This is a genomic window from Ruegeria sp. HKCCSP346 (assembly GCF_017872595.1).
In the GTDB taxonomy this organism is placed as follows: domain Bacteria; phylum Pseudomonadota; class Alphaproteobacteria; order Rhodobacterales; family Rhodobacteraceae; genus Ruegeria.
The window spans coordinates 126,440-151,569 of the sequence record NZ_JAEDOT010000003.1; the positions used below are offsets into that span (position 1 = coordinate 126,440).

Consider the following 25,130-nt stretch of genomic DNA (forward strand, 5'->3'; position numbering starts at 1 on the left):
AGGGAAACGCGAGATATGAAAAAGCTGATGACAGCCATCGCCCTTCTGGCCGCCGCGCCGGCATGGGCCGAAGACAAAATGACCGTCCTGCTGGACTGGTTCATCAACCCTGACCATGGTCCTATCATCGTGGCGCAGGAAAACGGCTATTTTGCTGAACAAGGGCTTGAGGTCGAGATCGTTCCGCCCGCCGACCCGTCCGCCCCGCCCCGTTTGGTGGCTGCCGGCCAAGCCGACCTGGCGGTGTCTTACCAGCCGCAATTGCACTTGCAGATTCACGAGGGCCTGCCTCTGAAGCGTGTCGGCACATTGGTTGCAACGCCGCTGAACTGTCTTCTGGTGCTGGAAGACGGGCCGATCAAGTCGCCTGCTGACCTCAAGGGTAAAAAAATCGGCTTCTCGGTCGCGGGGGTCGAAGAAGCCATCCTTGGCACCGTTCTGGGCAAATACGATGTTGCGCTGGGCGATGTCGAGCTGATCAATGTCAACTTTTCCCTCTCGCCGTCGCTGATGACCGGTCAGGTGGACGCGGTGATTGGCGCTTATCGCAACTTCGAACTGAACCAGATGGATATCGAAGGTCGTCCCGGCACCTGCTTCTATATCGAGGAAGAGGGCGTTCCGTCTTATGATGAACTGATCTATGTCGCCAATCCGGAAACGATGGACAAGGACAAGATCGCCCGGTTCCTCGCCGCGACTGAAAAAGCGACCCAATTTATCGTCAATAATCCGGAAAAAAGCTGGGAAATCTTCGCGGCGACCTCGCCTGAACTTCAGGACGAGCTGAATGCCCGCGCCTGGGTCGATACACTGCCGCGCTTTGCGCTGCGTCCGGCAGGTTTTGATGCCGGTCGTTATGCCCGGTTCGAAACCTTCCTGAATGAAAGCGGGATGATCGACAGCGTCCTTCCGGTCAGTGACATCACCATCGACGTGACCGCGCAATGAGCAATTATGGCAAAGCCTTTGCGCTGATGCGCGATGCTGCGGCGGATCCGTGGCGGGATTATACCCGCCACGCCTTCGTAGAGGGTATGAAAGACGGAACGCTGCCACGCGATGCGTTTCTGCACTATCTGCGGCAGGATTATGTGTTTCTGATCCACTTCTCACGTGCCTGGGCGTTGGCCGTGGTGAAATCAGAAACGCATGAAGAAATGCTTGCCGCATCGCGAACTGTGAACGGTTTGATCAGCGAAGAGATGAAACTGCATATCGGTATCTGCGCGGCGGAAGGTATCTCGCAGGCAGAGTTGTTTGCCACGCCAGAGCGGCACGAGAATCTGGCCTATACCCGGTTTGTCCTGGAAGCAGGCTACAGCGGAGATCTTCTGGACCTGCTGGCGGCCCTTGTTCCTTGCGTCATGGGGTATGGTGAGATCGGTACGCGCCTGTCCGCCAAGGCAACGTCCGAGACATATCGCGGCTGGATCGACACTTATGCCGGCGAAGATTACCAAGCCGCGTGTGTGGCGGTTGGCGAGTTGCTGGATCAGACTCTAACAAAACGTATTGGGGCTGATTTCCAAGGTTCGCCACGCTGGGATCGACTGTGCCAGACCTTCCGCAAGGCGACAGAGCTTGAAGTCGACTTCTGGCAGATGGGTTTGACGCCATGACACCTGCGCCCGAACTGACCATCAACGGCACTGCCACGATCGACGGCGCGACCCTGTTTGCGCCGTTGTCCCTGACCCTAGGGGCCGGGGCGTGGACATGCCTGCTGGGCGGTTCGGGCGTGGGAAAAACCACGGTTCTGAGGTTGATTGCGGGGCTCGAGACCGGGGCTGTCTTCGCCGGGCGGATCACGGCCAGTGATGGCTTGCCTGCGGCTGAGCGTGTCGCATACATGGCGCAGGATGATCTTCTTTTGCCTTGGGCAACTGTCGCGCAGAATGTCTCGCTGGGTGCGCGTCTGCGCGGGGAAAACGTTGATCTTGATCGACGTGACCGCCTGATCAAGCGTATGCGGTTGCAGAATCACATGAACAAGAAGCCCAATGCGTTGTCCGGCGGGCAACGTCAGCGTGTCGCCCTGGCCCGGACACTGATGGAAGATCGCCCCGTTGTTTTGCTGGACGAGCCCTTTTCGGCCCTTGATGCCCGCACCCGCGCTGACATGCAGGATCTGGCCGCCGAAGCATTGCACGGTCGCACCGTCCTTCTTGTGACCCATGATCCCGCAGAGGCCGCGCGTCTGGGGCAATCCATCGTGGTGATGACCGAACACGGATTGACGCAGTGCGAACCGCCCCGGGCCCAGGCCCCGCGCCGCGTGGATGATTTGGAGACATTGGAAACCCAGGGTGCCTTGCTGCGTCTTCTCCGCGAGGGCGTGGCATGAAGTATTTTTCTGCACTGGCCGCAACTTTGTTTGCCTTGCTGATCTGGCAGGGCATCGTGACCCTGACCGGGTTGCCGAAGTTCATCCTGCCCGGACCCGCCGTCGTGGCCGAAACCTGGTGGCAGAACCGCTGGGTGATCGCCGAGCATACCTGGATCACAGCGATCGAAGTGGTGATCGGTCTGGCATGCGGAACGCTGCTGGGTGTCGTCACTGCGTTGCAACTGGCGAATTCGCGGGCGGCGCGGGTCCTGGTGCAGCCGATGCTCGTGTTCACGCAGGCTCTGCCGGTATTCGCATTGGCGCCGTTGCTAACGCTATGGCTGGGCTATGGGCTGTGGTCCAAGGTCGCCATGGCGGTGTTGATCATCTATTTCCCGATCACCTCATCCTTTTTTGACGGGCTTATGCGCACCCCGTCGGGGTATCTGGATCTGGCCCGAACGATGCAGGCCAGCAAGCGCGCCGTATTGTGGCATATCCGTATTCCGGCCGCTCTGCCGTCGCTGGCGTCGGGGATGCGGCTGGCGGCGGTCTATGCCCCGATCGGAGCGGTGATCGGCGAATGGGTCGGCTCGTCGCAGGGGCTGGGCTATCTGATGCTGCTGGCCAATGGACGTGCCAAGACCGATCTCATGTTTGCCGCGATGCTGACCCTGGGCGTATTCTCGATCCTTCTGCACATGATTGTCCGCCGGGCCACGGCACGCATGGCGGGTGAGGTGCGTTAACCAATCAGAAACCGATTCTGGGTCAGGGTGCGCCCATGACACAGGACGCCTTTGCCGAAGCCCCGATGCTGTTTGATACGGACGAAGCGCCGGCACAGCCGCTGCCCTCTGGCCGGTTACCCTCCTACATAAAAGACCACCGCAAGCGGCTGCGCGAACGGTTCATGACCGGTGGATCGGCGGCGATGCCGGATTACGAACTGCTTGAACTCGTCCTGTTCCGATCCATTCCCCGTCAGGATGTGAAGCCACTGGCACGGGCATTGATGGACACTTTTGGTGATTTCAATCGTGTCCTGACCGCGCCCGAGGAACGGCTGCGCCAGATCAAGGGCGTTGGCGATACCGTGGTTACCGACCTGAAAATTCTTGAGGCCTGCGCCCACAGGATGGCCCGCGCCCGGGTGATGCAGCGGCATGTGATCTCGGGATGGGATGCGCTACTGGATTATTGCCACACCACCATGGCGCATCGTGAGATCGAACAGTTTCGCGTGTTCTATCTGGATCGCAAGAACGTAATGATCGCGGATGAGGAACAGGCCAAAGGCACCGTGGATCACGTGCCGGTTTACCCGCGCGAGGTTGCCAAACGAGCGCTGGAACTGAATGCCTCGGCCCTGATTCTGGTGCACAACCACCCGTCGGGTGATCCGACGCCCTCGCAGTCGGATATCGACATGACCAACCGTATTCAGGATGCCTGTGCGGCCTTGGGCCTGACCCTGCACGACCACCTGATCATTGGAAAATCGACCGAGTTGAGCTTTCGGTCCGAAGGGTATCTGTGAGCTTCACTGCACCCAGATTTCAACCCGGCGGTTGACCTTGCGGCCCCATTCGGTGTCGTCACAGGCCATCGGCATTGCTTCGCCAAACCCTTCCGCGACCACCTCGATACTGTCTGATATCGATGTCTCGGCTGCGGCCAGAACCGCGTTTCGTACCGTCTGTGCACGTCGCAGGGCAATGCGGGCGTTGGCGGCGGCCCCGCCATCCCCGTCGCTGAAACCGGCAAACACCAGCTTGCGCGCCTTCAATGTGCCGGCGTCAAGCATATGTGCCAGTTGCTGAATATTGGAACGTGACTGCGCATCCGGACGGGATGATCCGGGCTCGAACCGAACCGACAGGGACAGCCGTGACAGCGGACGCAGGGTTTCGATCATGCGCTGAAGCTCATCCAGCCCAACTTCGGGCCCTCCGGTGGCGATGGCATTGGCAAGCCGGTCGCCCTGTACGCCAACCGGCAAGGTTTCAGGCGATTGATCCACATAACCTGCGTCACGAATGGCCATCTGGGCCCCGGGGCTTAGGCTAAAGGCCAGAAATTGCCGTGCAATCCGCGGCAGGCGGCGTTCGGGCAGATACAGAAACATCGGCATGTTCAACGGATAATCTTCGGTCTTGATCGATTGACGGGTGGCGGCCAGCGGATGCCCACACCCTCCGGTCAACGGCAGGGCTCGGGTATTGTCGGCTGTCGCTTTGCTGGCGATTCCGATGGAAAACGGGTCCTTTGCCACGGCCTTGGCCAGATCGCTCGTTCGAATATGACGGATTGCGGTATCGGTCAGTTCCACGCCAGCGGTCTTCAATACCTGATCCTCGACAGCCTGCGCCAGCCCCGATCCCGGATCCGGCACATGCAATGCGATCGGAGCATCCGGCCCGCCCAGGTCCACCCAGTTCTTCACTTCACCTGACAGAATGCGGGCCAAGTCGGCCAGCGAAATCTGACGCATCACACTATCGGATGCCACCACCGGAACCATGGCGTCCAATGCAACAACCCTGGATCGCCGGGCCCGTTTCAAATCACCCAGCCCCGCGGCATCGGCTGCATCCCGCTCTGCCTCGCGTACTTCGCGCAGGGCCATCACGATATCTGTCTGATTCCCGATCAACTTGGCGAAGCCGCGATCCGTGGTCCCGACGTCAAAGTAGAACCGCGCCAACGGGGCGTCACGGCCTGACTGAAAAAGCTCATAGACGAAGGTGTCAGAATCCACGCGGGCAGGCGTTGCGGTCAAGCCTTCCTGCTGCGCAAACCCGATGATCAGGGCGGGCAGGACCGTTTCGGCCATGACAGACGATCCGGAAAATCGCAACTCGGCTACGAAATCCGTCAGGCTGGGGCACGCAGGTCCGTCGCAGGTGACGCCCGAGCCATCAACGGTCAACTCACCGAACTGCGTATCAACGCGGTAAAATTCGCCGTCGAAGCCCAGCAGGTTGCCTGTTACTTCGACCTTGCCGTCATGAGACGTCAGTGTGATGTCCTGCGCCATTGCACAGGTCGCACCTGCAACGGTAAACAGCGCGGTCACAGCCGCACGAAAGAAAGTCATAAGAGAGTCGAGCCTGCCTGCGGATTACTTTGCCGCGATTGTCAGGTCTGAGAGCAGATTATTCAACACCAGAAACTCACCGGCCTGTGAACAATCCGGCAGGGTCAGGGACATGTCGCGCGACCGCAGGCGGCTATCTGACAGAAGTTCCAGCGCCTGCACATTCAGCGTTTGCCCGCAGTTGGATTCGGTCACTTCGGCTTCGACCGTCAGGTCGATGCTGCCGGACCGATCCGACGCGCCCGTCGGAAAGGAATATACTTCGATATTCTTGGCACGACCCAGACCCGTCTGGCCCAGGCGCAGAACCTCTCCTGCGCCATTTGCCGAGGAATCATTCCACACATGGCCGCTGTTGCCATAGCTTGCCCCGAATTCCAGCGCGTGAATCTGCAACTCGGTATCACCCTGCCATTGCAGGACGACGCGGTCATATTCGGCAATGTCGGTCACGTGAGTGGTGGCGACCGTGCCTGTTTCATCTTCGAATGAAATCAGGAAAATCGCGTATTCCGACAGTGCCGGGATGGACATGTTCAAGGCACCGGAATCGTCGGTGTTCTGGCTGACCGTCAGGCCGCTGTGATGAATTTCAACGCGTTCGTTTCGGTGGCAGCGTGCCCGCAGCGACAGGTGTGCCATGGCGCCGGGGACGGCGACGGCGCGCGCGCTGATGTTGCAATCCGTTGTTTTCGGTGCCGACGGAGCTGCGCGAGGTTCGGGCGCTGCCGCCCCGGAATCTGCGTCAGACGCCGGAGCCGAAGTCAGTACGATAGCATCCAACCCCGACAGAACCGAGGATTGCTGAGATGCCGAGGCAACATCAACACTACCCCCCGCGTTCGCAGGCTGCGCGGTTGGTCCGTTCTGCATCAGGTAGCCTATGCCCAAAGCACAAGCGACCGTGCCGCACATGGTCACGTAGTTTCGAACTACAAACAAGACACCCTCCCCAGTTGAAGGAGCAAATCGCACATTCGCCACGAATCGCGGCCAATTTGTGGCCGCAAGACGAACACATTGTGGATTCGGCGGGTAACGTTAGGTCAGTCGGCCATGGCAGTGTTTGAACTTCTTGCCCGAGCCACACGGGCACGGATCATTTCGCGACGGGTTGCCCCAGGTCGATGGATCGCTTTCGTCGAACCCCGGAAGCGCATCACCCGAGGCCGCAGCCTCGGCCTTGGCTTCGGCCTGTTTCGCGGCCTTGTCCACGGCCTCCTGCGCCTGAGCCTGCTGCCCGGCCATCTGCGCCAGCATTTCTTTCTGTTCTTCTTCGGTCAGCGGACGTACGCGCGACAATTGCTGTGTCACGGTCTCGCGCAGCGAATCCAGCATGCTTTCGAACAGCTGGAAGCTTTCGTTCTTGTATTCGTTCAGAGGATCGCGCTGGGCATAACCGCGGAACCCAACGACCGAGCGCAGGTGTTCCAGGGTCAGCAGATGCTCGCGCCATTTGCTGTCAATGGTCTGAAGCAGAACCTGTTTTTCGATGTTGCGCATGTTTTCAGGGCCAAAGGCGACGGCCTTCTGGGCCATCATCTCATCCGCGGCCTTGATCAGACGTTCGCGCACCTGCTCGTCATCCACGCCTTCTTCGGCGGCCCAGTCCTGAACCGGGACGTCCATGTTCAACTTGTCCTTTATCGCCTCGTGCAGACCCTCAGTATCCCACTGATCAGCATAGGATTTCGGCGGCATGTATTCGTCAATCAGGTCGTCAATCACCTGTTCGCGCATATCCGAGACGATCTCGGACAGGTCGTTTGCAGACATGATTTCGCGGCGCTGGCTGAAGATCACCTTCCGCTGGTCATTCATCACGTCGTCGAACTTCAGAACGTTCTTGCGCATGTCAAAGTTGCGGCCTTCGACCTTGGACTGCGCGCGTTCCAGCGACTTGTTCACCCAGGGGTGAATGATCGCCTCGCCTTCTTTCATGCCCAGCGTGGTCAATACCTTGTCCAGCCGTTCCGAGCCGAAGATGCGCATCAGGTCATCCTCGAGGCTCAGGTAAAATACCGTTCGGCCCGGGTCGCCCTGACGACCGGAACGACCGCGCAGCTGGTTGTCGATGCGGCGGCTTTCGTGGCGTTCCGATGCCATAACGTAAAGGCCGCCAGCAGCCAGAACCTTTTCTTTTTCTTCGGCGTGGCGTGCTTCTTCGGCGGCCCGCAGCTCGGACGGATCCGCGTCTGGATTCTCGGCAATCGCTTTCAGGACCTTCATCTCGACGTTGCCGCCAAGCTGAATGTCGGTGCCGCGACCGGCCATGTTGGTGGCGATGGTTACCGCACCCAGACGACCGGCATCGGCAACGATCTGTGCCTCTTGCTCGTGCTGGCGGGCGTTCAGAACGTTGTGCTTGATGCCTTCCTTGGTCAGCATCTGGCTGAGCAGTTCGGATTTTTCGATCGACGTGGTCCCCAGCAGAACCGGCTGGCCCTTTTCCTGCGCCTTTTTCGTCTCGGCGATCATCGCATCGTATTTTTCGGCGGCCGTACGATAGACCTGATCATCTTCGTCGATACGGGCAATCGGCAGGTTGGTCGGAACTTCGACCACGCCCAGACCGTAGATCTCGGCAAATTCTTCGGCCTCGGTCAACGCGGTGCCGGTCATGCCGCTCAGTTTGTCGTACAGGCGGAAATAGTTCTGGAATGTCACGCTGGCCAATGTGACGTTTTCCGGCTGGATCTGAACCTTTTCCTTGGCTTCGATCGCCTGATGCAGACCTTCGGACAGGCGACGGCCCGGCATCATGCGGCCGGTGAATTCATCGATCAGAACGACATCGCCGTCGCGCACGATGTAATCCTTGTCGCGCTGGAACAGCTTGTGTGCACGCAGCGCCTGGTTGACGTGATGCACAACGGTGGTGCTTTCCGGATCATACAGGGAATGGCCTTCGGGAATCAGGCCGGCCTGAAGCAGCTGTGCCTCAAGAAACTCGTTGCCTTCATCGGTAAAGGTCACATTGCGCGATTTTTCATCCAGGGTGTAATGATCGTCGCTCAGCGTCGGGATCAGGCCATCAATGGCGGTGTACAGATCCGACCGGTCCTGCGCGGGACCCGAGATGATCAGCGGTGTCCGCGCTTCATCGATCAGGATCGAGTCGACCTCGTCCACAATCGCAAAGTTGTGGTGTTTCTGGTAAACCTGCTCTAGATCCGCCTTCATGTTGTCGCGCAGATAGTCAAAACCCAGCTCGTTGTTGGTGGCATACGTGATGTCACAGGAATACGCGGCCAGTTTTTCCGCGTCGGGCTGGCCGGACCAGATCACACCAGTTGTCATGCCTACGGCCGCAAACACCTTACCCATCCATTCCGCGTCACGTTTGGCCAGGTATTCGTTCACCGTGACAACATGCACGCCCTTGCCGGTCAGCGCGTTCAAATAGGCCGGGAAGGTGGCGACCAGAGTCTTGCCTTCGCCCGTCTTCATTTCCGAGATGTTGCCCTGATGCAGGAAAATGCCGCCCATCAGCTGCACGTCAAAGGCCCGCAGGCCAAGTGCGCGCTTGGCGCCCTCGCGTACGTTGGCAAAGGCCTCGGGCAGCAGGTCGTCCAGGCTTTCGCCATCCAGTGCGCGCTTGCGCAGGTCTTCGGTCTTGTCGATCAGACCTTGATCTGAAAGCGTTTCAAACTCTGGTTCCAGCGCATTGATCTTTTCGACCAGAGGGCGGGTCGCCTTGATCTTGCGGTCGTTCGGTGTTCCGAACACCTTTTTGGCGAGCGTTCCGAGTCCCAGCATGTTCACTCCAGAGGATCTGTTCTTTTCGTGGTTGCGACAGGCTTGCCCACCTTGCGCGCAACCCATAGATACGGGGGGTGAAAGGCGGCCCTGTCCAAGGCTTCAAAGCGATGTAAGCGGCAGGTTCCAGAGTGTCAACGCCGCGCCCTGTCGCGGCAAGAAAATAGGATGATTCAATGCCCAAAGGTCTCACTTTTCTGCCATCGCTGGCCCTGGCCGCCGTGATGGCCCTGCCGCTGGCCGCCGAAACCCAGCCGGATGCGTCGACCGTGGTCGCTCGGGTAAACGGGGATGAGATCACATTGGGTCACGTGATCGCCACCGTCGCTTCTCTGCCACCGCAATATCAGCAGGCGGAAGACGACGTGCTGTTCGATTTCATTCTGGAACAGCTGATCCAGCAGCAATTGCTGGGACAGCAACAGGATGGCCTGAACATGCGGAACGCGCTGACACTCGACAATGAAAAGCGGTCGCTTCAGGCGGTTCAGACGGTCGCGGCTCTGACCAACGATCTCGTCACAGAGGAAGCCATTCAGGCCGCTTACGATGCGCGTTTCAATGATTTTGCGGGTGAAGACGAATTCGACGCCAGCCATATTCTGGTGGAATCGGAAGAAGAAGCCAAAGCGCTCAAGACTCAGCTTGATGATGGTGCAGATTTTGCGGAACTTGCCCGCGAGAACTCGACCGGTCCGTCCGGTCCGAATGGTGGCGCGTTGGGATGGTTCGGAAAAGGCCAGATGGTACCTGAATTCGAGGCAGCCGTGATCGCGCTGGAAAAAGGGCAGGTGTCGGATCCGGTGCAAACTCAGTTTGGCTGGCATCTGGTCAAGCTGAACGACAAGCGCAAAACCGAAGCCCCCGAACTGGACGCGGTGCGCGATGAGCTGGCCCAAACGATCCAGCAAGATGCCATTCAGGCGCGGATCGACGAGTTGACGCAGCAGGCACAGATCGAACGCCCCGCGCTGGAAGGCGCAGGCCCCGAGATCATGCGCCAGCTGGACCTGATTCAGGAGTAAAGACCAGTGGCCACGATCACGAAGGTATCGCCGCTGGCGCCGGCGTCTTTCCCTGAACTGCCTGCGATTGACGGTGTGCGTTTTGCCACCGTCGAAGCGGGTGTGCGCTATCAGGGTCGCACGGATGTCATGCTGGCTGTTCTTGATCCGGGCACGTCGGTGGCGGGTGTCTTCACCCGCTCGGCCACCCGCGCGGCACCGGTTCTGGATTGTCAGAAGAAAATAGGAGGCCCCAGTGATGGACCTGCGGCGATCCTTGTGAACTCGGGCAATGCGAACGCGTTCACCGGCCACTATGGCCAGACATCGGTTGCCGAGGTGACACAGGCCGTTTCCAAAGCGACCGGCGTCCCCGTCGAACGGGTCTTTACCTCATCCACCGGTGTCATCGGTGAACCGCTGCCACATGATCGCATCATATCGCAGCTTGAAGCGTTGAAATCCGGCCTCAGCCGCCATGCCATCGAAGATGCCGCGCGGGCGATCATGACGACGGACACGTTTCCCAAAGGGGCGAGCGCACAGGTCGAAATCGGTGGCAAAACAGTCTCTATTGCAGGGATTGCGAAGGGTTCTGGAATGATCGCGCCAGACATGGCGACGATGCTGGTCTATATCTTCACCGACGCACAGGTTGAGCAATCGGCGTTGCAGGAAATGCTGAGCGCCCAGACAGATCGCACCTTCAACTGCATCACTGTGGACAGCGACACCTCGACCTCGGACAGTCTGCTGCTGTGTGCGACCGGATCTTCGGGCGTTGATGCCACCGGCGATGCCGCTTTTGCGCGGGCTTTGGAAACAGTGATGCTGGACCTCGCGCAACAAGTGGTGCGTGACGGGGAAGGCGCCACGAAATTCGTGGAAATCCGCGTGACCGGAGCCGCCTCGGACGCTGACGCCAAGACCCACGGTCTGGCCATCGCCAACTCCCCTCTGGTGAAAACTGCCATCGCCGGTGAAGACCCGAACTGGGGCCGCATCGTCATGGCCATCGGCAAGTCGGGCGCGGCAGCGGATCGCGACACGCTCAGCATTTCATTCGGTGATATTCTTGTGGCCGAGAACGGCTGGGTCAGCCCGGATTATCGCGAAGACGCCACCGCCGCCTATATGAAAGGCAAGGACCTCGTGATTGCGGTTGATCTGGGGCTGGGCGAAGGGAAATCCACCGTCTGGACCTGTGATCTGACCCACGGCTATATCGAGATCAACGCGGATTATCGCTCGTGAAAACCGTGTTAGTCTCTGCTGTCGCCCTGATCGACATCGAGGGCCGCGTGCTGCTGGCCCAACGTCCCGAAGGCAAATCCATGGCCGGACTGTGGGAATTCCCCGGTGGCAAGATCGAGCCCGGCGAAACCCCCGAGGCCGCCCTGATCCGGGAATTGCACGAGGAACTGGGCATCGACACCTGGGCCTCGTGCCTAGCACCGCTGACCTTTGCCAGCCACAGCTATGATGATTTCCACCTGCTGATGCCGCTGTTCGCCTGCCGCAAATGGGAGGGTATTCCGCAGTCGAAAGAGGGCCAGGCGCTGAAATGGGTGCGCGCGAATGACCTGCGGAACTTTCCGATGCCGGCGGCGGATGTGCCGCTGATTCCGATTTTGCGGGATTGGCTGTAACAATTCGTAAGAATTGAGAAAACATTACGAAAAAGTTGACGCTGATCGTCCTCCTTGTCCTTAATCGGGGCAGCAGCGTTCCGGTCTGACCCGGCGACGCCGTTCCGGCCCGACCCGGGGCCGGATGGGGAGGAGAGATAGAATTGGCTCAGACGCAGTCGGGCGCCGAGGGGATGCACTCCCTTCCGGCGCTGCTACATCGCAATGCGACGCAGTTCGGGGATGCCCCGGCTTACCGCGAAAAGGAATTCGGGATCTGGCAATGCTGGACCTGGGCGGAAACGGCCGCCGAAATCCGCGCGCTGGCGCTTGGATTTCTTGAACTTGGCGTTGAAAAGGGTGACCACATCGCCGTAATCGGGCGCAACCGTCCGGCACATTACTGGTCAATGGTTGCGGCGCAGATGGTCGGTGCCATTCCGGTCCCTCTCTATCAAGACGCGGTTGCCGAAGAGATGGCCTATGTGCTGGAGCATTGCGGGGCGAAATATGTCGTCTGCGGCGATCAGGAGCAGGTCGACAAGGTCATCGAGATTCAGGAAAACCTGCATCAGGTCAAACACATCCTCTATACCGACAAGCGCGGTATGCGGAAATACGACCACAGCCAGATGAATGCCCTTGACGACATCAAGGCCGAGGGCAGCGCCGGTCATGCGCGTTTCGACGCCGAACTGGACAGGCGCATCGGCGAGATCACCTATGACGACACCTGCGTGATGCTCTATACTTCGGGTACCACGGGCAAGCCCAAGGGCGTGGTGCTGTCGAACCGCAACGTGATCGAAAGTGCAAAGAACTCAGCCGAATTCGACCACCTGACCCGCAACGAAGACATCCTGTCCTATCTGCCGATGGCCTGGGTCGGGGATTTCATCTTTTCCATCGGTCAGGCTTATTGGTGCGGGTTCTGCGTGAACTGCCCCGAAAGCGCCGACACGATGATGACCGACCTGCGCGAGATCGGGCCGACCTATTTCTTCGCGCCGCCGCGCGTATTTGAAAGCCAGCTGACCAATGTGATGATCCGAATGGAGGATGCCAGCAAGCTCAAGCAGCGCATGTTCCACTACTTCATGGCGCATGCCAAGAAGGTCGGCGGTCGGTTGCTGGATGGCAAGCCGGTGAGCTTGGGTGACAAGGTGAAATATGCGCTGGGCAATCTGTTGGTTTACGGGCCGCTCAAAGACACGCTGGGATATGGGCGCTTTCGGGTGGGCTATACGGCGGGTGAGGCGATCGGGCCGGAGATCTTTGATTTCTATCGCTCTTTAGGCATCAACCTGAAACAGTTGTACGGCCAAACCGAGGCGACCGTGTTCATCACCGTCCAGCCCGACGGCGAGGTGCGCGCCGACACCGTTGGCGTCCCGGCCCCCGATGTCGAGATCAGGATCGACGACAAGGGCGAGATACACTACCGCTCGCCCGGCGTTTTCGTCGAATATTTCAAGAACCCGGACTCGACCGCATCAACCAAGGACCCTGAAGGCTGGGTGGCCACGGGCGACGCGGGGTTCATCGAGGAAAGCTCGGGTCATCTGCGGATCATCGACCGCGCCAAGGACGTGGGCAAGATGGCCGACGGGTCGATGTTCGCGCCGAAATATGTCGAGAACAAGCTGAAGTTCTATCCGGATATTCTGGAGGCGGTGCTGTTCGGCAATGGCAAGGATCGCTGCGTCGCCTTCATCAATATCGATCTGACCGCGGTCGGCAACTGGGCCGAGCGCAACAACGTGGCCTATGCCTCGTATCAGGAACTGGCGGGACATCCGCGTGTGTTAGAGACGATCAAGGCCCATGTGGAAGAGGTGAACAAGTCGGTCGCCGCTGACGAGATGCTGTCGGGCTGTCAGGTGCACCGCTTTGTGGTTCTGCACAAGGAACTGGATGCCGACGATGGCGAGATGACCCGGACCCGAAAGGTGCGGCGCGGGTTTGTCGAGGACAAGTTCAGCGACATCATTGCCGCGCTTTATGACGGGTCCAAGACGGTTTCGACCACGACCGAGGTGACCTATGAGGATGGTCGCAAAGGATCGATCTCGGCGACGCTGGAGATTGTGGACGCGCCGGTTGTTCCCGTCGCCCAACACAAGGTTGCCGCAGAATGAGGGCCGCACGAGCGCCGCTCGACCTGCGGTCATCGCCCCGCCCGCCGTCCCGTTTTCGCGCAAGTCAGGGAGTGACCGATGCTGGATAATTCCGAAGGATATGTCACCGAAGACGGTCGCAAGATCGGCGGTGTGGTGATGGAGATGAAGAACATCACCTTGCGCTTTGGCGGTGTGGTGGCGATCAAGGATATCTCGTTCGATATCCGCGAAGGCGAGATCCGCGCCATCATCGGGCCGAACGGCGCCGGGAAATCCTCGATGCTGAACGTGATCTCGGGATTCTATGTTCCGCAGGAAGGCGAGGTCTGGTTCCATGGGTCCAGACGCCCGCCGATGCGGCCTTTTGAAGTCGCCCAGCAGGGAATCGCGCGGACGTTCCAGAATATCGCGCTGTTCGAGGGTATGAGCGTTCTGGACAACGTGATGACGGGTCGTCTGAACTTCATGAAGACCAACATCCTCCAGCAGGCGATCTGGCGCGGCAAGGCCGAAGCGGAAGAGGTGCAAAACCGCGAGGCGGTCGAAAAGATCATCGACTTCCTTGAAATTCAGCACATCCGCAAGACGCCGGTATCGCGCTTGCCCTACGGTCTGAAGAAACGCGTCGAACTGGCCCGCGCGCTGGCGGCAGAGCCCAAGCTGCTGCTGCTGGATGAGCCCATGGCGGGCATGAACGTCGAAGAGAAAGAGGACATGAGCCGCTTTATCCTCGACGTGAATGACGAATTCGGCACCACCATCGCCCTGATCGAGCACGATATGGGCGTTGTGATGGATCTGAGCGACCGGGTGGTCGTGATGGATTACGGCAAGAAGATCGGCGACGGCACACCGGATGAGGTGCGCAACAACCAGGAAGTCATCGACGCCTATCTGGGGGTCAGCCATGATTAAGCTCTGGGCAGAATTGGGGAGGGGCTGGCATGCCTGAACAACTTATCTTCGCGATGGAGGTCATCCTCAACGGTCTGATGGCCGGGGTGCTTTATGCGCTGGTCGCGCTGGGCTTTGTGCTGATCTACAAGGCGTCCGGTATTTTCAACTATGCCCAAGGGGTTATGGCCCTGTTCGCGGCGATGACGCTGGTCGGGATTATGAATGGGCAGGTGCCGTTTGCCCATCTGATCAACGCGACTTTCGGCACCCATATCCATTATTTCGGGTGGAATGTGCCAGCGCTGTTCGCGATCATTCTGACGATGGGTGTGATGGTATTGCTGGCCTGGGCCGTGCAGCGGTTCGTCATGCGCCATCTGGTGGGGCAGGAACCGATCATTCTGTTTATGGCGACCATCGGTCTGGCGTACTTCCTTGAAGGCGTGGCCGACCTGATGTGGGGGTCTGAAATCAAGACGCTGGATGTGGGTCTGCCGCAGGGTATCAATCTGTGGATTGACGAGACCACCTATAACATCTTCGACTACGGCTTCTTCATCGACAATCTGGACATCGTGGCGACGGTCATCGCGGCGCTGTTGGTAGCCGCTCTGGTGGCGTTCAGCCAGTACACCAAGCAGGGCCGGGCCATGCGCGCGGTGGCGGATGACCATCAGGCGGCGCTTTCGGTGGGCATATCGCTGAACTTCATCTGGGTCATGGTCTGGTCGGTGGCCGGGTTTGTCGCTCTGGTCGCGGGCATCATGTGGGGCACCAAATCAGGCGTCCAGTTCTCGCTGTCGCTGATCGCGCTCAAGGCGTTGCCGGTGCTGATGCTGGGCGGGTTCACCTCGATCCCAGGCGCCATCGTGGGCGGCCTGATCATCGGCGTGGGTGAAAAGCTGTTCGAATTCGCAATCGGACCGATGGTCGGTGGCGCAACCGAGAACTGGTTTGCCTATGTGCTGGCGCTGATCTTCCTAGTGTTCAGGCCGCAAGGCCTGTTCGGAGAGAAGATCATCGAGAGGGTATAGGGCATGACCAAGCTGATCGCCATCATCAACGTGATCGCATGGGCGGGGTTCTGGGCTTTTGGCTACATCGCCCTCACATCAGACGATCTGACCGAAAGCCAACTGACGATTGCAGCGATCCTGGCCTTTGCCGGGCTGATCATGGGGGTTCTGGCCTACCTGAAACTGGTGCGCGCCTCGGAGGCGAGCGGATATGCCAAAGGGTCCAATCAACTGGACGCCGAAGCCCGGAATCGGGCGCAGGAACAATGGGGAAAGTAAGACATGTTCTATCGTGAGGCCGGAGATTTCAAAACCTCCTACGTGGATGACAGCCAGACTTTCCCGATCAAGTTCGATCGGTATCGGTACTATGTGGTGCTGGCGGTGGCCTTCGGGATCATTCCGTTCATCATCAACGACTATTGGGCCAACGCACTTCTGCTGCCCTTCCTCATCTATGCGATCGCGGCCATTGGGCTGAACATTCTTGTGGGGTATTGCGGGCAGGTCAGCCTGGGTACCGGGGGCTTCATGGCCGTTGGGGCCTATGCCTGCTACAAGTTGATGACCGCCTTTCCAGACGTGTCGATGTTCATCCATGTGATCCTGGCCGGTGGCATCACCGCCATCGTGGGCGTGCTGTTCGGCTTGCCGTCATTGCGGATCAAGGGGTTTTACCTTGCGGTGGCGACGCTGGCGGCGCAGTTCTTTCTGGTCTGGCTGTTCAACCGAGTGCCGTGGTTCTACAATTACTCGGCTTCGGGGCAGATCAACGCGCCGGAACGGGATGTTTTCGGCATCATCATCACCGGTCCGAATGCATCGGCCTGGGCCACCTATCTGTTCTGTCTGATTTTCCTGACCGTCTGCGCCCTCGTTGCGCGCAACCTGACACGCGGTACGACAGGGCGGACATGGATGGCGATCCGCGATATGGACATCGCCGCCGAGATCATCGGGGTGAACCCGCTCAAGGCGAAACTGACCGCCTTTGCCGTAAGCTCGTTCTTCGTGGGCATCGCGGGCGCACTGTTCTTTGCGGTCTATCTGGGCGCGGTTGAGGTCGGTGAAGTCTTTGGCATCCAAAAATCGTTCCTGGTTCTGTTCATGGTCATTATCGGCGGGTTAGGCTCTATTTTCGGATCCTTTGCGGGCGCTGCATTCCTTGTGCTTTTGCCGGTGGTCCTGAAAGTGGTCGGCGTCGATGTGCTGGGCTGGCCCACAGATATCGTTGCCCATCTTCAGCTGGTGATTGTCGGCGCCCTGATCATCATGTTCCTGATCCTCGAACCCCATGGGCTGGCACAGCTGTGGCGCGTCGCGAAAGAGAAACTCAGACTCTGGCCGTTCCCGCACTAAGGGTAGGCCCAATCAAAAAGACGGGTGCGAAAACCCGAATACACCATCGGATCAATCAAGGGAGGATACACCCGATGAACAAGAAACTGGCAACCGTGGCGCTGAGCGCCCTTATGGCCGCTGGGCCAGCGATGGCGGATCTTGTGATCCCTGATCTCAGCTATCGCACCGGGCCATATGCTGCAGGCGGTATCCCGTTCTCGGACGGCTACAACGACTATTTCACTCTGCTCAATGAGCGGGATGGCGGTATCGGAGGAGAACCGATCCGGGTGGTTGAATGTGAAACCGGCTATAATACCGAAAAGGGTGTGGAATGCTATGAATCGACCAAAGGCGAAGGTGCATTGGTTTATCAGCCTTTGTCGACTGGTATCACCTATCAGTTGATCCCCAAAGTGACGGCAGACGGAATTCCGCTGCACACGATGGGGTATGGCCGCACTTCGGCTGCAAACGGGAAGGTGTTCAGCAACGTGTTCAACTATCCGGCCAACTATTGGAACGGAGCTTCGGGCGCGATCAACTATCTGCTGAGCGAAAACGATGGTGACCTGAACGGTAAAAAAATCGCGCTGGTCTATCACAACTCTGCCTATGGCAAGGAGCCGATCCGCACTTTGGAAATGCTGGCTGAAAAGCATGGGTATGAGCTGACGCTGCTGCCAGTGGACCACCCGGGTCAGGAGCAGAAGTCGCAGTGGTTGCAAATCCGTCGTGAAAAGCCGGATTACGTGGTCATGTGGGGCTGGGGCGTGATGAACCAGGTCGCAATTCAGGAAGCTGCGAACATCCGTTTCCCAATGGAAAACTTCATCGGTGTCTGGTGGTCGGGCGCAGAATTCGACGTTGAGCCTGCTGGTGATAAAGCAACCGGTTACAAGGCGCTTACATTCACCGGTCTGGGCGATGACTACCCGGTTTACGACGACCTAAAGAAATACGTCGTCGATTCGGGTAAAGCTGCGGGCGCCGGTGATCAACTGGGCGCGGTGCAATACAACCGTGGTCTCTACGCAGCGATGTTGGCGGCTGAAGCCATCAAGACCGCACAAGAAATCCATGGCGTGACCGATATCACCCCAGCGATGATGCGCGACGGTATGGAGGCGCTGGAGATCACCAATGCCAAGATGGAATCTCTGGGCATGAGTGGATTTGGTCCCGAATTCAGCGTGACTTGTGAAAACCATGGCGGCCCGGGTCTGGTGGGTGTTGTTCAATGGGATGCCTCGACCGGTACCTGGAACAAGCTTCAGGACTTTATGCCAACTGATCAGGAAGTGATCGGCCAGCTTATCGCGGAAGACTCGGCAGCGTATGCGGCCGAAAACAACATCGAACCGCGCTGCGAATAAAGTCGGTTTCTTCCCGGCTGAGGCCGGCTCTCAAAACTCCGGAGCGGCGGTTTGCCGCCGCTCCTCACGAACAGTCCCGAAGGGGACAGGCATGAGGACACGCGCTGATGCTTGATGCGGCACAAACCACTGACGTGCAGGCGGAAAACCTGCTTGAGGTCAACAATATCGAGGTGATCTACAACCACGTGATCCTCGTGCTGAAGGGCGTAAGCCTGACTGTGCCCAAGGGCGGTATTACGGCCTTGCTGGGGGGCAATGGCGCGGGCAAGACGACCACGCTCAAGGCAGTGTCGAACCTGCTGCATTCAGAACGCGGCGAAGTCACGAAAGGCACGATCAAGTATCGTGGCCAGAACGTACACGAAAGCGACCCCGCCGTATTGGTTGAAAAAGGCGTGATTCAGGTGATGGAAGGCCGTCACTGTTTCGAACACCTGACGGTTGAAGAAAACCTGCTGACGGGCGCGTATACCCGCAAGGACGGCAGCGCAGCGATCCAACAGGATCTGGAGCTGGTCTACAATTATTTCCCCCGCCTGAAAGAGCGCCGCCGCTCGCAGGCAGGCTATACGTCGGGTGGTGAACAGCAGATGGTTGCCATGGGCCGGGCTTTGATGTCGCGCCCCGAGACGATCCTGCTGGACGAACCTTCGATGGGGCTTGCGCCGCAGTTGGTCGAAGAGATTTTCGGCATCGTGAAGGATCTCAACGAGAAAGAGGGCGTTTCCTTCCTGTTGGCCGAGCAGAACACAAATGTTGCCCTTCGGTTCGCGCATTACGGATACATTCTGGAATCCGGGCGCGTAGTGATGGATGGCCCGGCCGCCGAACTGCGCGAGAACCCGGATGTCAAGGAATTCTACCTTGGCATGTCGGATGAAGGCCGCAAAAGTTTTCGCGATGTGCGGTCCTATCGTCGCCGCAAGAGGTGGCTGTGAGCGGATGGAGGATATGGCGATGATGTATTTCGACGCACTCGAAACACGCTCGGCGGACGAACGCGCTTCGGATCAGGCCGCGGCGCTGGTAGAGCAAATCAAACGTGCTGCATCTGCCCCCGGGTTTGCTGCACATTTTTCTGAATCAGACACTAACAAGGTGGTCTCGGCAGATGATTTGCCGATGTTGCCGGTGCTGCGCAAATCGGACCTGATCCGGGCGCAGGCGGAACGCCCCCCTTTTGGTGGGTTCACCGTGAAGCCCGCGCGCCACTTTCATCACGTGTTCCAGTCCCCCGGGCCGATCTATGAACCGGGCAGCACCGATCACGACTGGTGGCGCATGGGCCGGTTCCTGCATGCCGCTGGTGTTGCAGCTGGCGATATTGTTCAGAACTGCTTTGGCTATCACCTGACACCGGCTGGCATGATCTTTGAAAACGGCGCCCGCGCTGTTGGTGCTGCCGTTCTGCCGGCGGGAACCGGGCAGACCGAATTGCAGGTGACAGCCGCGCGTGACGTTGGCTGCACCGCCTATGCGGGCACGCCTGATTATCTGAAAGTCATCCTGGACAAGGCTGACGAGATGGGCGTTTCGCTGAATTTCTCCAAGGCCGCTGTTGGTGGTGGCGCGCTGTTCCCGTCTTTGCGTCAGGAATATGCGGATCGCGGTATTTCGTGCCTGCAATGCTATGCGACGGCGGATTTGGGTAATATCGCCTATGAAAGCGCCGCGATGGAAGGGATGATCATCGACGAACATGTGATCGTCGAAATCGTGACGCCCGGAACCGGAACCCCGGTAGAGCCGGGCGAGGTGGGCGAGGTTGTTGTAACCTCTCTCAACCCGGATTACCCTCTGATCCGCTTTGCGACCGGGGATCTTTCTGCCGTCATGCCGGGTGTTTCGCCCTGTGGCCGGACCAACACCCGGATCAAAGGCTGGATGGGTCGCGCCGATCAGACCACCAAGATCAAGGGTATGTTTGTGCGCCCGGAACAGGTTGCGGCCCTGGTCGACAAGCATGAGGAAATTGTCAAAGCCCGCGTTATTGCAGCCCGCCAGGGTGAGATGGACACGATGACGGTCCGGATCGAAAGTCCGCGCGGTGACGACCCGGCATATGCCAAGTCAGTGGCCGAAGTGTTGAAACTGAAAGGTGCGATCGAGGTCGTGGCCCCCGGATCCCTTCCCAAGGACGGGGTGGTGATCGAGGATCAGCGCGTCTACGAATAGCGGTGTTTTTCAGATCTGCGGCAGTTTGTGCCGCAGATTTGTTGACCGATGCACTGGTGTTTCCGAGCTTTTTGGTCGATTAAAGGCGAACCCTTCGCCTTTGCCAATCACAAGCCGGGATGATGGCCGAAATCGAGTTTTCACAGAACGGATCGCGCAATCGCGGTGTACGCGGTACCCGACTGCTGGCGGGGATCGCCTATGTCGTGGCTGCCGCGTGCCTTTTGCCGATGATCGCCGTGGTCCTGGCGGCTGTAACCGGGGGAACGGACACGATCTCGCACCTGATGGAGACGGTGCTGCCCGGCTATATCGCGACGACCCTGATTCTTGTGGTCCTGGTTGCGGCCGGCACGTTCAGCATCGGCACCGGGGCGGCTTGGCTGGTAACGATGACCCGTTTTCCCGGCGTGCGGTTTCTGGAGATCGCACTGGTCCTTCCGCTGGCCTTTCCGGCGTATGTTCTGGCCTATGCCTACACCTTCATTCTGGATCACCCGGGCATCGTTCAAAGCACGCTGCGTGATGTAACGGGGTGGGGCCCGCGCGACTATTGGTTCCCGGAAATCCGCTCGACCGAGGGTGCGGCGGTCATGTTGATCCTTGTGCTTTACCCTTATGTCTATCTGCTTGCGCGGGCTGCGTTCCTGCAACAAAGCGCAACCGCGTTTCTGGCAGCGCGGGCGCTGGGTAACAATCCATGGCTGGCTTTTCGGCGCGTGTCACTGCCGATGGCGCGACCCGCCATTGCAGGCGGCGTTCTGCTGGCCGTCATGGAGACCATCGCAGATTTCGGAACCGTGTCGTATTTCGGCGTACAGACCTTTGCCACCGGGATCTACACAAGCTGGTTTTCCATGGCCGATCGTGCGGCAGCGGCGCAACTGGCCCTGTGCCTGCTGGTCTTTGCCCTGATCATGGCCGTGGCCGAGCGCACCCAGCGTGGCAAGGCAAAATACTATCAGGCGGGGAAACAGCATGTGGCGCAACCGGCGGCAAATCTGACGGGTCTGCGCGCCTGCGGGGCATTTCTGCTGTGTGCAATACCCGTTCTTTTCGGTTTTTTGCTGCCCGTCATCATTCTGGTCGAGATGGGCCTGGACTCCGAACAGAACCTGCTGTCGCAGCGTTATATCGGTTTCATCCAGAATTCGTTGATACTTGCTGGTACGGCGGCGGTCATCACCGTCTTTGCGGCGATCAGTGTCGGGTTCTTTCAACGTCTGAGGCCCGGGCGCGCCTCGTCTGCGACCGCATATATGGCGCGTCTGGGATATGCCGTTCCCGGTGGCGTCATTGCGGTTGGATTGATCGTCCCCTTTGCGAGTTTTGACAACGCGCTGGACGTCTGGATGCGACAGACCTTCGACGTATCCACGGGGCTGTTGGTGACAGGTTCCATCTGGCTGCTGGTCGCTGCCTACATGGTGCGCTTCCTGGCTGCCGCGCTTAGCGCGTATGAGGGGGGCCAAAGCACTGTACATGCGAATATGGACGCCGCAGCCCGTTCACTGGGGCAGACGCCGTTGGGAACATTGCGACGGGTTCACCTGCCGATTCTGACCCCCTCGCTGCTGACGGCCCTGCTGATCGTGTTCGTGGACGTGATGAAAGAACTTCCCGCCACGCTGATCATGCGCCCGTTCAATTTCGACACATTGGCGGTGCAGGCGTATCGGCTGGCCTCGGATGAGAGGCTGGAGGGCGCCGCCGTGCCTTCGCTGGTCATTCTGGCGGTGGGTCTGTTACCTGTAATCCTGATCTGCCGTCAGGTCGGCCGACGGTAACACTTGTGTCGCAATTGTAGGACAACTGCGCATCAGGCTTGATTCAAACACGATTTCCGGCAAGGCTGGAGGTATGAATATGCAGCCTCCCAGCCGGTTCTCGGCAAGCGCAGCGCAGATGCCCGTGGCTTTCGACCGGCATGAGATGTCTCAAATCCTATCCGTTTATGGTCGGATGGTCGCCGCCGGAGAATGGCGTGACTATGGTATTTCCAACCTGCGCGACATGGCGGTGTTCTCGATCTTTCGGCGCACCGCAGAACATCCGATCTACCGCGTCGAAAAGCACCCGCGCCTGAGGTCCCGGCAGGGAATGTATTCCGTCATAGGTATGGATGGCCGCATCCTGAAACGCGGCCACGATCTGCGGGCAGTACTGCGGGTACTGGAACGCAAGCTGATCCGGGCCGTAAACCCGGATTAGAGCCTTTTGTGGGCCGTGACCGGCCCGTCACCCTGATCCATTATGCGGCGGATCGCCTGATCCATTGGTTCGAATACCACCGCCATATGGCTGGCGTTCGCATGCAAAAGCATGTTTTGGCCCGAAACCCAGGCCACGTGCCCTTTCCAGAACAACAGATCACCCCGTTGCGCAGGGCCCCCTTCGATCACGGTTTTGCCCAAAGCGCGTTCCTGATCGCCGCTGTCGCCGGGGCACGGCAGGCCACAAGCCAAAAGCGCCGCTTGAACCAACCCGGAACAATCGATGCCGAACCGGCTGTTGCCGCCCCACAAATAGGGTGTGCCCAGAAACAGCTGGGCCACTTCGACCGGGTCGTCAGGCTTTTCGGTCATCGGCGCCGTGTGTACCTTTGGGATATATCCCAGTTCGGTTTCAACAAACCGGTCCGTCTCGGTCCTGGCTTGGATTTTGCTTCCGAAACTCAGCGACACCAGATCGCGGCTTTTGAAATCCGCTTCCTGGTAGGCATGCGTTGCAGGCGCCGTGATCCAATGCGTCGCAGGCGCATCCGCCGTCAGCTGATCTGTTCGCAACCAGCCGGTATACCCATCTTTGTCTGCGATGACCCTGTTCCACCCGCTCTTTGTTTCCTCGATCTGAACCGTATCACCGAACAACAATTGCCGGTCGCGTGGCCCGTCTGGGCTGCGCAGCAAATCGACAACGGGTGCGGAAACTCGATGGCGTGTCACAGTCCCAATATCTCCGGCAACGCCGTCAGCACGGCACGAGGTCCCTGACCCAGACCGCCCTTGGTGCGCCCCGGCTCTTTGCTGGGCTGCCAGGAATAGATGTCGAAATGGATGTAGCGGCGTGTGCCCACGAACCTGCGCAGAAACAGAGCGGCTGTGATCGACCCTGCAAACCCGCCCGACGGCGCGTTGTCCAGATCGGCGATGCCGGGTTCAATCATCGCTTCATAGGGCGTGTGGAACGGCATGCGCCAGACCGGATCAGCCGAAGCCTCAGCGGCATTCGACAGGGCAGACGCGCAGCGCTGATCATCGGTATAGAAAGGTGCCAGATCGGGGCCCACAGCCACACGGGCGGCCCCGGTCAGCGTCGCCATCGAGATCACCAGATCGGGTTCACCTTCCTCAGCAAGCGCCAACGCGTCAGCAAGCACCAGACGCCCTTCGGCATCCGTATTGTTGATCTCGACCGTCAGTCCCTTGCGAGAGGTCAGGATGTCCCCTGGGCGGAAGGCATTTCCGGCAAGCGCGTTTTCGACTGCCGGTATCAAGACCTTCAATTGCAGGGGAAAACCCAGCTGCATGATCATCCGCGCCAACCCCAACACATTGGCCGCGCCACCCATGTCTTTCTTCATCAGACCCATGGATGCGCCCGGTTTCAGGTTCAATCCGCCCGTATCGAAACACACCCCCTTGCCGACCAGAGTCAGTTTGGGGCCGCTGCTGCCCCAATTCAGCTCGATCAACCGGGGGGCTTGTTCGGCGGCGCGCCCTACGGTGTGGATCATAGGAAAATTCTGTTCCAGCAAGGCCGCGCCGCTGATCACGCTGTACGCGGCACCGAATTCACCGGCCAGAGCCTCGGCCGCCTGCTGCAACTGCTCAGGACCCATATCCGAGGCTGGCGTATTCACCAGATCGCGGGTCAGAACTTCGGCATTGGCCATCGCTTCGATACGGTTGGCGTCGACACCTTCGGGCGCAACCAGCGCCGCGGTTCCAGCAGATTGAGACGCGTAGCGATCGAAGGTGTAACCTGTCATCAACCAGCCAAAGCACTCCATTTCCAGACGATCAGCGGGAATTCCGGACGCGATATGATAGGTTCCTTCGGGCAATGCCATGGCTGCGGCGGCCAATGGGAACCTTTTTCGCGCGCGCTTGTCTTCTGTTCCATACCCGGCCAGCACAAAATCAACCACGCCATGCGCGCCTGGCACCAGCAGGGTCTGCCCCATCGCACCTGTAAACCCGCTTGCGGCAACCCAGGCCCGGACGGTATCCGGCTGGTCCTGCAACCAACTGTCCAAATCCGGCTGCGCAATCACATGAAGCGGTATGGACGGGTCAGAGGATGGGGCGAAGGACAGGGTCATGGGCGTCTCGGCTGATGGTTTCTGCGCACAGACTAGCCGCGCATGATCTGCCCGCAAC

The 25,130-nt window shown here is 59.1% G+C and carries 23 protein-coding genes; 18 read left to right on the forward strand and 5 right to left on the reverse strand.

Annotated features, from left to right (window positions below; all coding sequences use genetic code 11):
* The first annotated feature begins 15 nt into the window (after positions 1-15).
* From I9185_RS11780 to radC, 5 genes are read left to right on the forward strand one after another with little or no spacing between them, the layout of a single operon-like run.
* A complete protein-coding gene (locus I9185_RS11780) occupies positions 16-951 on the forward strand; it encodes an ABC transporter substrate-binding protein (RefSeq protein ID WP_171635434.1) in 936 nt (311 codons plus the stop codon).
* Positions 948-1,622, forward strand: coding sequence for a thiaminase II (gene tenA / locus I9185_RS11785; RefSeq protein ID WP_210093154.1), 675 nt, complete (start codon positions 948-950; stop codon positions 1,620-1,622). The genes I9185_RS11780 and tenA overlap by 4 nt, the downstream gene beginning before the upstream one ends.
* Positions 1,619-2,347 carry an ATP-binding cassette domain-containing protein gene (locus I9185_RS11790; RefSeq protein ID WP_210093155.1) on the forward strand — a complete coding sequence of 243 codons (729 nt, stop codon included), beginning with the start codon at positions 1,619-1,621 and terminating at the stop codon, positions 2,345-2,347. Before tenA ends, I9185_RS11790 begins: the two co-directional genes overlap by 4 nt.
* Positions 2,344-3,078 carry an ABC transporter permease gene (locus I9185_RS11795; protein WP_152459564.1) on the forward strand — a complete coding sequence of 245 codons (735 nt, stop codon included), beginning with the start codon at positions 2,344-2,346 and terminating at the stop codon, positions 3,076-3,078. The genes I9185_RS11790 and I9185_RS11795 overlap by 4 nt, the downstream gene beginning before the upstream one ends.
* 35 nt (positions 3,079-3,113) lie before the next feature.
* Positions 3,114-3,869, forward strand: coding sequence for a DNA repair protein RadC (gene radC / locus I9185_RS11800; protein WP_210093156.1), 756 nt, complete (start codon positions 3,114-3,116; stop codon positions 3,867-3,869).
* Between the two features lie 3 nt (positions 3,870-3,872).
* Here radC and I9185_RS11805 read toward each other — a convergent pair whose 3' ends face one another.
* The 3 genes from I9185_RS11805 to secA all read right to left on the reverse strand — a co-directional run bounded on the left by I9185_RS11805 (position 3,873) and on the right by secA (position 9,188).
* A complete protein-coding gene (locus I9185_RS11805; RefSeq protein WP_210093157.1) occupies positions 3,873-5,429 on the reverse strand; it encodes a phosphate ABC transporter substrate-binding/OmpA family protein in 1,557 nt (518 codons plus the stop codon).
* 24 nt (positions 5,430-5,453) lie between these two features.
* On the reverse strand, positions 5,454-6,371 hold the full coding sequence (locus I9185_RS11810) for a hypothetical protein (RefSeq protein WP_210093158.1): 918 nt from the start codon (positions 6,369-6,371) through the stop codon (positions 5,454-5,456).
* Between the two features lie 99 nt (positions 6,372-6,470).
* The gene (gene secA, locus I9185_RS11815) at positions 6,471-9,188 is read right to left on the reverse strand and encodes a preprotein translocase subunit SecA (protein ID WP_210093159.1); all 2,718 of its coding nucleotides are present in this window, start codon (positions 9,186-9,188) and stop codon (positions 6,471-6,473) included.
* Between the two features lie 176 nt (positions 9,189-9,364).
* On the opposite strand from secA, the gene I9185_RS11820 reads away from it, so the two are divergent.
* The 13 genes from I9185_RS11820 to I9185_RS11880 all read left to right on the forward strand — a co-directional run bounded on the left by I9185_RS11820 (position 9,365) and on the right by I9185_RS11880 (position 22,959).
* On the forward strand, positions 9,365-10,213 hold the full coding sequence (locus I9185_RS11820) for a peptidylprolyl isomerase (protein ID WP_171635453.1): 849 nt from the start codon (positions 9,365-9,367) through the stop codon (positions 10,211-10,213).
* A gap of 6 nt (positions 10,214-10,219) precedes the next feature.
* Positions 10,220-11,446 carry a bifunctional glutamate N-acetyltransferase/amino-acid acetyltransferase ArgJ gene (gene argJ, locus I9185_RS11825; RefSeq protein WP_210093160.1) on the forward strand — a complete coding sequence of 409 codons (1,227 nt, stop codon included), beginning with the start codon at positions 10,220-10,222 and terminating at the stop codon, positions 11,444-11,446.
* Positions 11,443-11,841 carry a (deoxy)nucleoside triphosphate pyrophosphohydrolase gene (locus tag I9185_RS11830; protein WP_171635455.1) on the forward strand — a complete coding sequence of 133 codons (399 nt, stop codon included), beginning with the start codon at positions 11,443-11,445 and terminating at the stop codon, positions 11,839-11,841. Before argJ ends, I9185_RS11830 begins: the two co-directional genes overlap by 4 nt.
* 173 nt (positions 11,842-12,014) lie before the next feature.
* Complete coding sequence (locus I9185_RS11835; RefSeq protein WP_171724166.1) at positions 12,015-13,958, forward strand: AMP-binding protein; 1,944 nt, start codon at positions 12,015-12,017, stop codon at positions 13,956-13,958.
* Positions 13,959-14,036: 78 nt separating this feature from the next.
* Positions 14,037-14,855 (forward strand): ABC transporter ATP-binding protein, encoded by an 819-nt coding sequence (locus I9185_RS11840; RefSeq protein WP_171116793.1) that lies wholly within the window; start codon positions 14,037-14,039, stop codon positions 14,853-14,855.
* Between the two features lie 29 nt (positions 14,856-14,884).
* On the forward strand, positions 14,885-15,871 hold the full coding sequence (locus I9185_RS11845; protein WP_171635458.1) for a branched-chain amino acid ABC transporter permease: 987 nt from the start codon (positions 14,885-14,887) through the stop codon (positions 15,869-15,871).
* A 3-nt stretch (positions 15,872-15,874) separates the two neighbouring features.
* Entirely contained in the window at positions 15,875-16,132 is a 258-nt protein-coding gene (locus I9185_RS11850) for a hypothetical protein (RefSeq protein ID WP_210093161.1), read from the forward strand.
* Between the two features lie 3 nt (positions 16,133-16,135).
* Positions 16,136-17,212 (forward strand): branched-chain amino acid ABC transporter permease, encoded by a 1,077-nt coding sequence (locus I9185_RS11855; protein WP_171635463.1) that lies wholly within the window; start codon positions 16,136-16,138, stop codon positions 17,210-17,212.
* Between the two features lie 74 nt (positions 17,213-17,286).
* A complete protein-coding gene (locus I9185_RS11860) occupies positions 17,287-18,570 on the forward strand; it encodes an ABC transporter substrate-binding protein (protein WP_171635465.1) in 1,284 nt (427 codons plus the stop codon).
* A 107-nt stretch (positions 18,571-18,677) separates the two neighbouring features.
* A complete protein-coding gene (locus tag I9185_RS11865) occupies positions 18,678-19,511 on the forward strand; it encodes an ABC transporter ATP-binding protein (RefSeq protein ID WP_171724042.1) in 834 nt (277 codons plus the stop codon).
* 19 nt (positions 19,512-19,530) lie between these two features.
* Positions 19,531-20,748: a phenylacetate--CoA ligase family protein gene (locus I9185_RS11870; RefSeq protein WP_171635786.1), complete on the forward strand. Its 1,218-nt coding sequence runs from the start codon at positions 19,531-19,533 to the stop codon at positions 20,746-20,748.
* Between the two features lie 122 nt (positions 20,749-20,870).
* The gene (locus I9185_RS11875) at positions 20,871-22,535 is read left to right on the forward strand and encodes an iron ABC transporter permease (protein ID WP_171230091.1); all 1,665 of its coding nucleotides are present in this window, start codon (positions 20,871-20,873) and stop codon (positions 22,533-22,535) included.
* Between the two features lie 73 nt (positions 22,536-22,608).
* Positions 22,609-22,959 (forward strand): DUF2794 domain-containing protein, encoded by a 351-nt coding sequence (locus tag I9185_RS11880; RefSeq protein WP_117871396.1) that lies wholly within the window; start codon positions 22,609-22,611, stop codon positions 22,957-22,959.
* Here the strand turns inward: I9185_RS11880 and I9185_RS11885 are convergent.
* Positions 22,956-23,693, reverse strand: coding sequence for a C40 family peptidase (locus tag I9185_RS11885; protein ID WP_171724044.1), 738 nt, complete (start codon positions 23,691-23,693; stop codon positions 22,956-22,958). The two genes, I9185_RS11880 and I9185_RS11885, sit on opposite strands and share 4 nt — an antisense overlap.
* Complete coding sequence (locus I9185_RS11890; RefSeq protein WP_210093162.1) at positions 23,690-25,072, reverse strand: leucyl aminopeptidase family protein; 1,383 nt, start codon at positions 25,070-25,072, stop codon at positions 23,690-23,692. Before I9185_RS11890 ends, I9185_RS11885 begins: the two co-directional genes overlap by 4 nt.
* Positions 25,073-25,130 lie beyond the last annotated feature (58 nt).

Bases quoted from the DNA above. Each gene is read 5' to 3' on its own strand.
- I9185_RS11780 (WP_171635434.1), top strand. From the start codon at position 16: ATGAAAAAGCTGATGACAGCCATCGCCCTTCTGGCCGCCGCGCCGGCA.
- tenA (WP_210093154.1), top strand. From the start codon at position 948: ATGAGCAATTATGGCAAAGCCTTTGCGCTGATGCGCGATGCTGCGGCG.
- I9185_RS11790 (WP_210093155.1), top strand. From the start codon at position 1,619: ATGACACCTGCGCCCGAACTGACCATCAACGGCACTGCCACGATCGAC.
- I9185_RS11795 (WP_152459564.1), top strand. From the start codon at position 2,344: ATGAAGTATTTTTCTGCACTGGCCGCAACTTTGTTTGCCTTGCTGATC.
- radC (WP_210093156.1), top strand. From the start codon at position 3,114: ATGACACAGGACGCCTTTGCCGAAGCCCCGATGCTGTTTGATACGGAC.
- I9185_RS11805 (WP_210093157.1), bottom strand. From the start codon at position 5,429: ATGACTTTCTTTCGTGCGGCTGTGACCGCGCTGTTTACCGTTGCAGGT.
- secA (WP_210093159.1), bottom strand. From the start codon at position 9,188: ATGCTGGGACTCGGAACGCTCGCCAAAAAGGTGTTCGGAACACCGAAC.
- I9185_RS11820 (WP_171635453.1), top strand. From the start codon at position 9,365: ATGCCCAAAGGTCTCACTTTTCTGCCATCGCTGGCCCTGGCCGCCGTG.
- I9185_RS11835 (WP_171724166.1), top strand. From the start codon at position 12,015: ATGCACTCCCTTCCGGCGCTGCTACATCGCAATGCGACGCAGTTCGGG.
- I9185_RS11840 (WP_171116793.1), top strand. From the start codon at position 14,037: ATGCTGGATAATTCCGAAGGATATGTCACCGAAGACGGTCGCAAGATC.
- I9185_RS11845 (WP_171635458.1), top strand. From the start codon at position 14,885: ATGCCTGAACAACTTATCTTCGCGATGGAGGTCATCCTCAACGGTCTG.
- I9185_RS11850 (WP_210093161.1), top strand. From the start codon at position 15,875: ATGACCAAGCTGATCGCCATCATCAACGTGATCGCATGGGCGGGGTTC.
- I9185_RS11855 (WP_171635463.1), top strand. From the start codon at position 16,136: ATGTTCTATCGTGAGGCCGGAGATTTCAAAACCTCCTACGTGGATGAC.
- I9185_RS11860 (WP_171635465.1), top strand. From the start codon at position 17,287: ATGAACAAGAAACTGGCAACCGTGGCGCTGAGCGCCCTTATGGCCGCT.
- I9185_RS11865 (WP_171724042.1), top strand. From the start codon at position 18,678: ATGCTTGATGCGGCACAAACCACTGACGTGCAGGCGGAAAACCTGCTT.
- I9185_RS11870 (WP_171635786.1), top strand. From the start codon at position 19,531: ATGATGTATTTCGACGCACTCGAAACACGCTCGGCGGACGAACGCGCT.
- I9185_RS11875 (WP_171230091.1), top strand. From the start codon at position 20,871: ATGGCCGAAATCGAGTTTTCACAGAACGGATCGCGCAATCGCGGTGTA.
- I9185_RS11880 (WP_117871396.1), top strand. From the start codon at position 22,609: ATGAATATGCAGCCTCCCAGCCGGTTCTCGGCAAGCGCAGCGCAGATG.
- I9185_RS11890 (WP_210093162.1), bottom strand. From the start codon at position 25,072: ATGACCCTGTCCTTCGCCCCATCCTCTGACCCGTCCATACCGCTTCAT.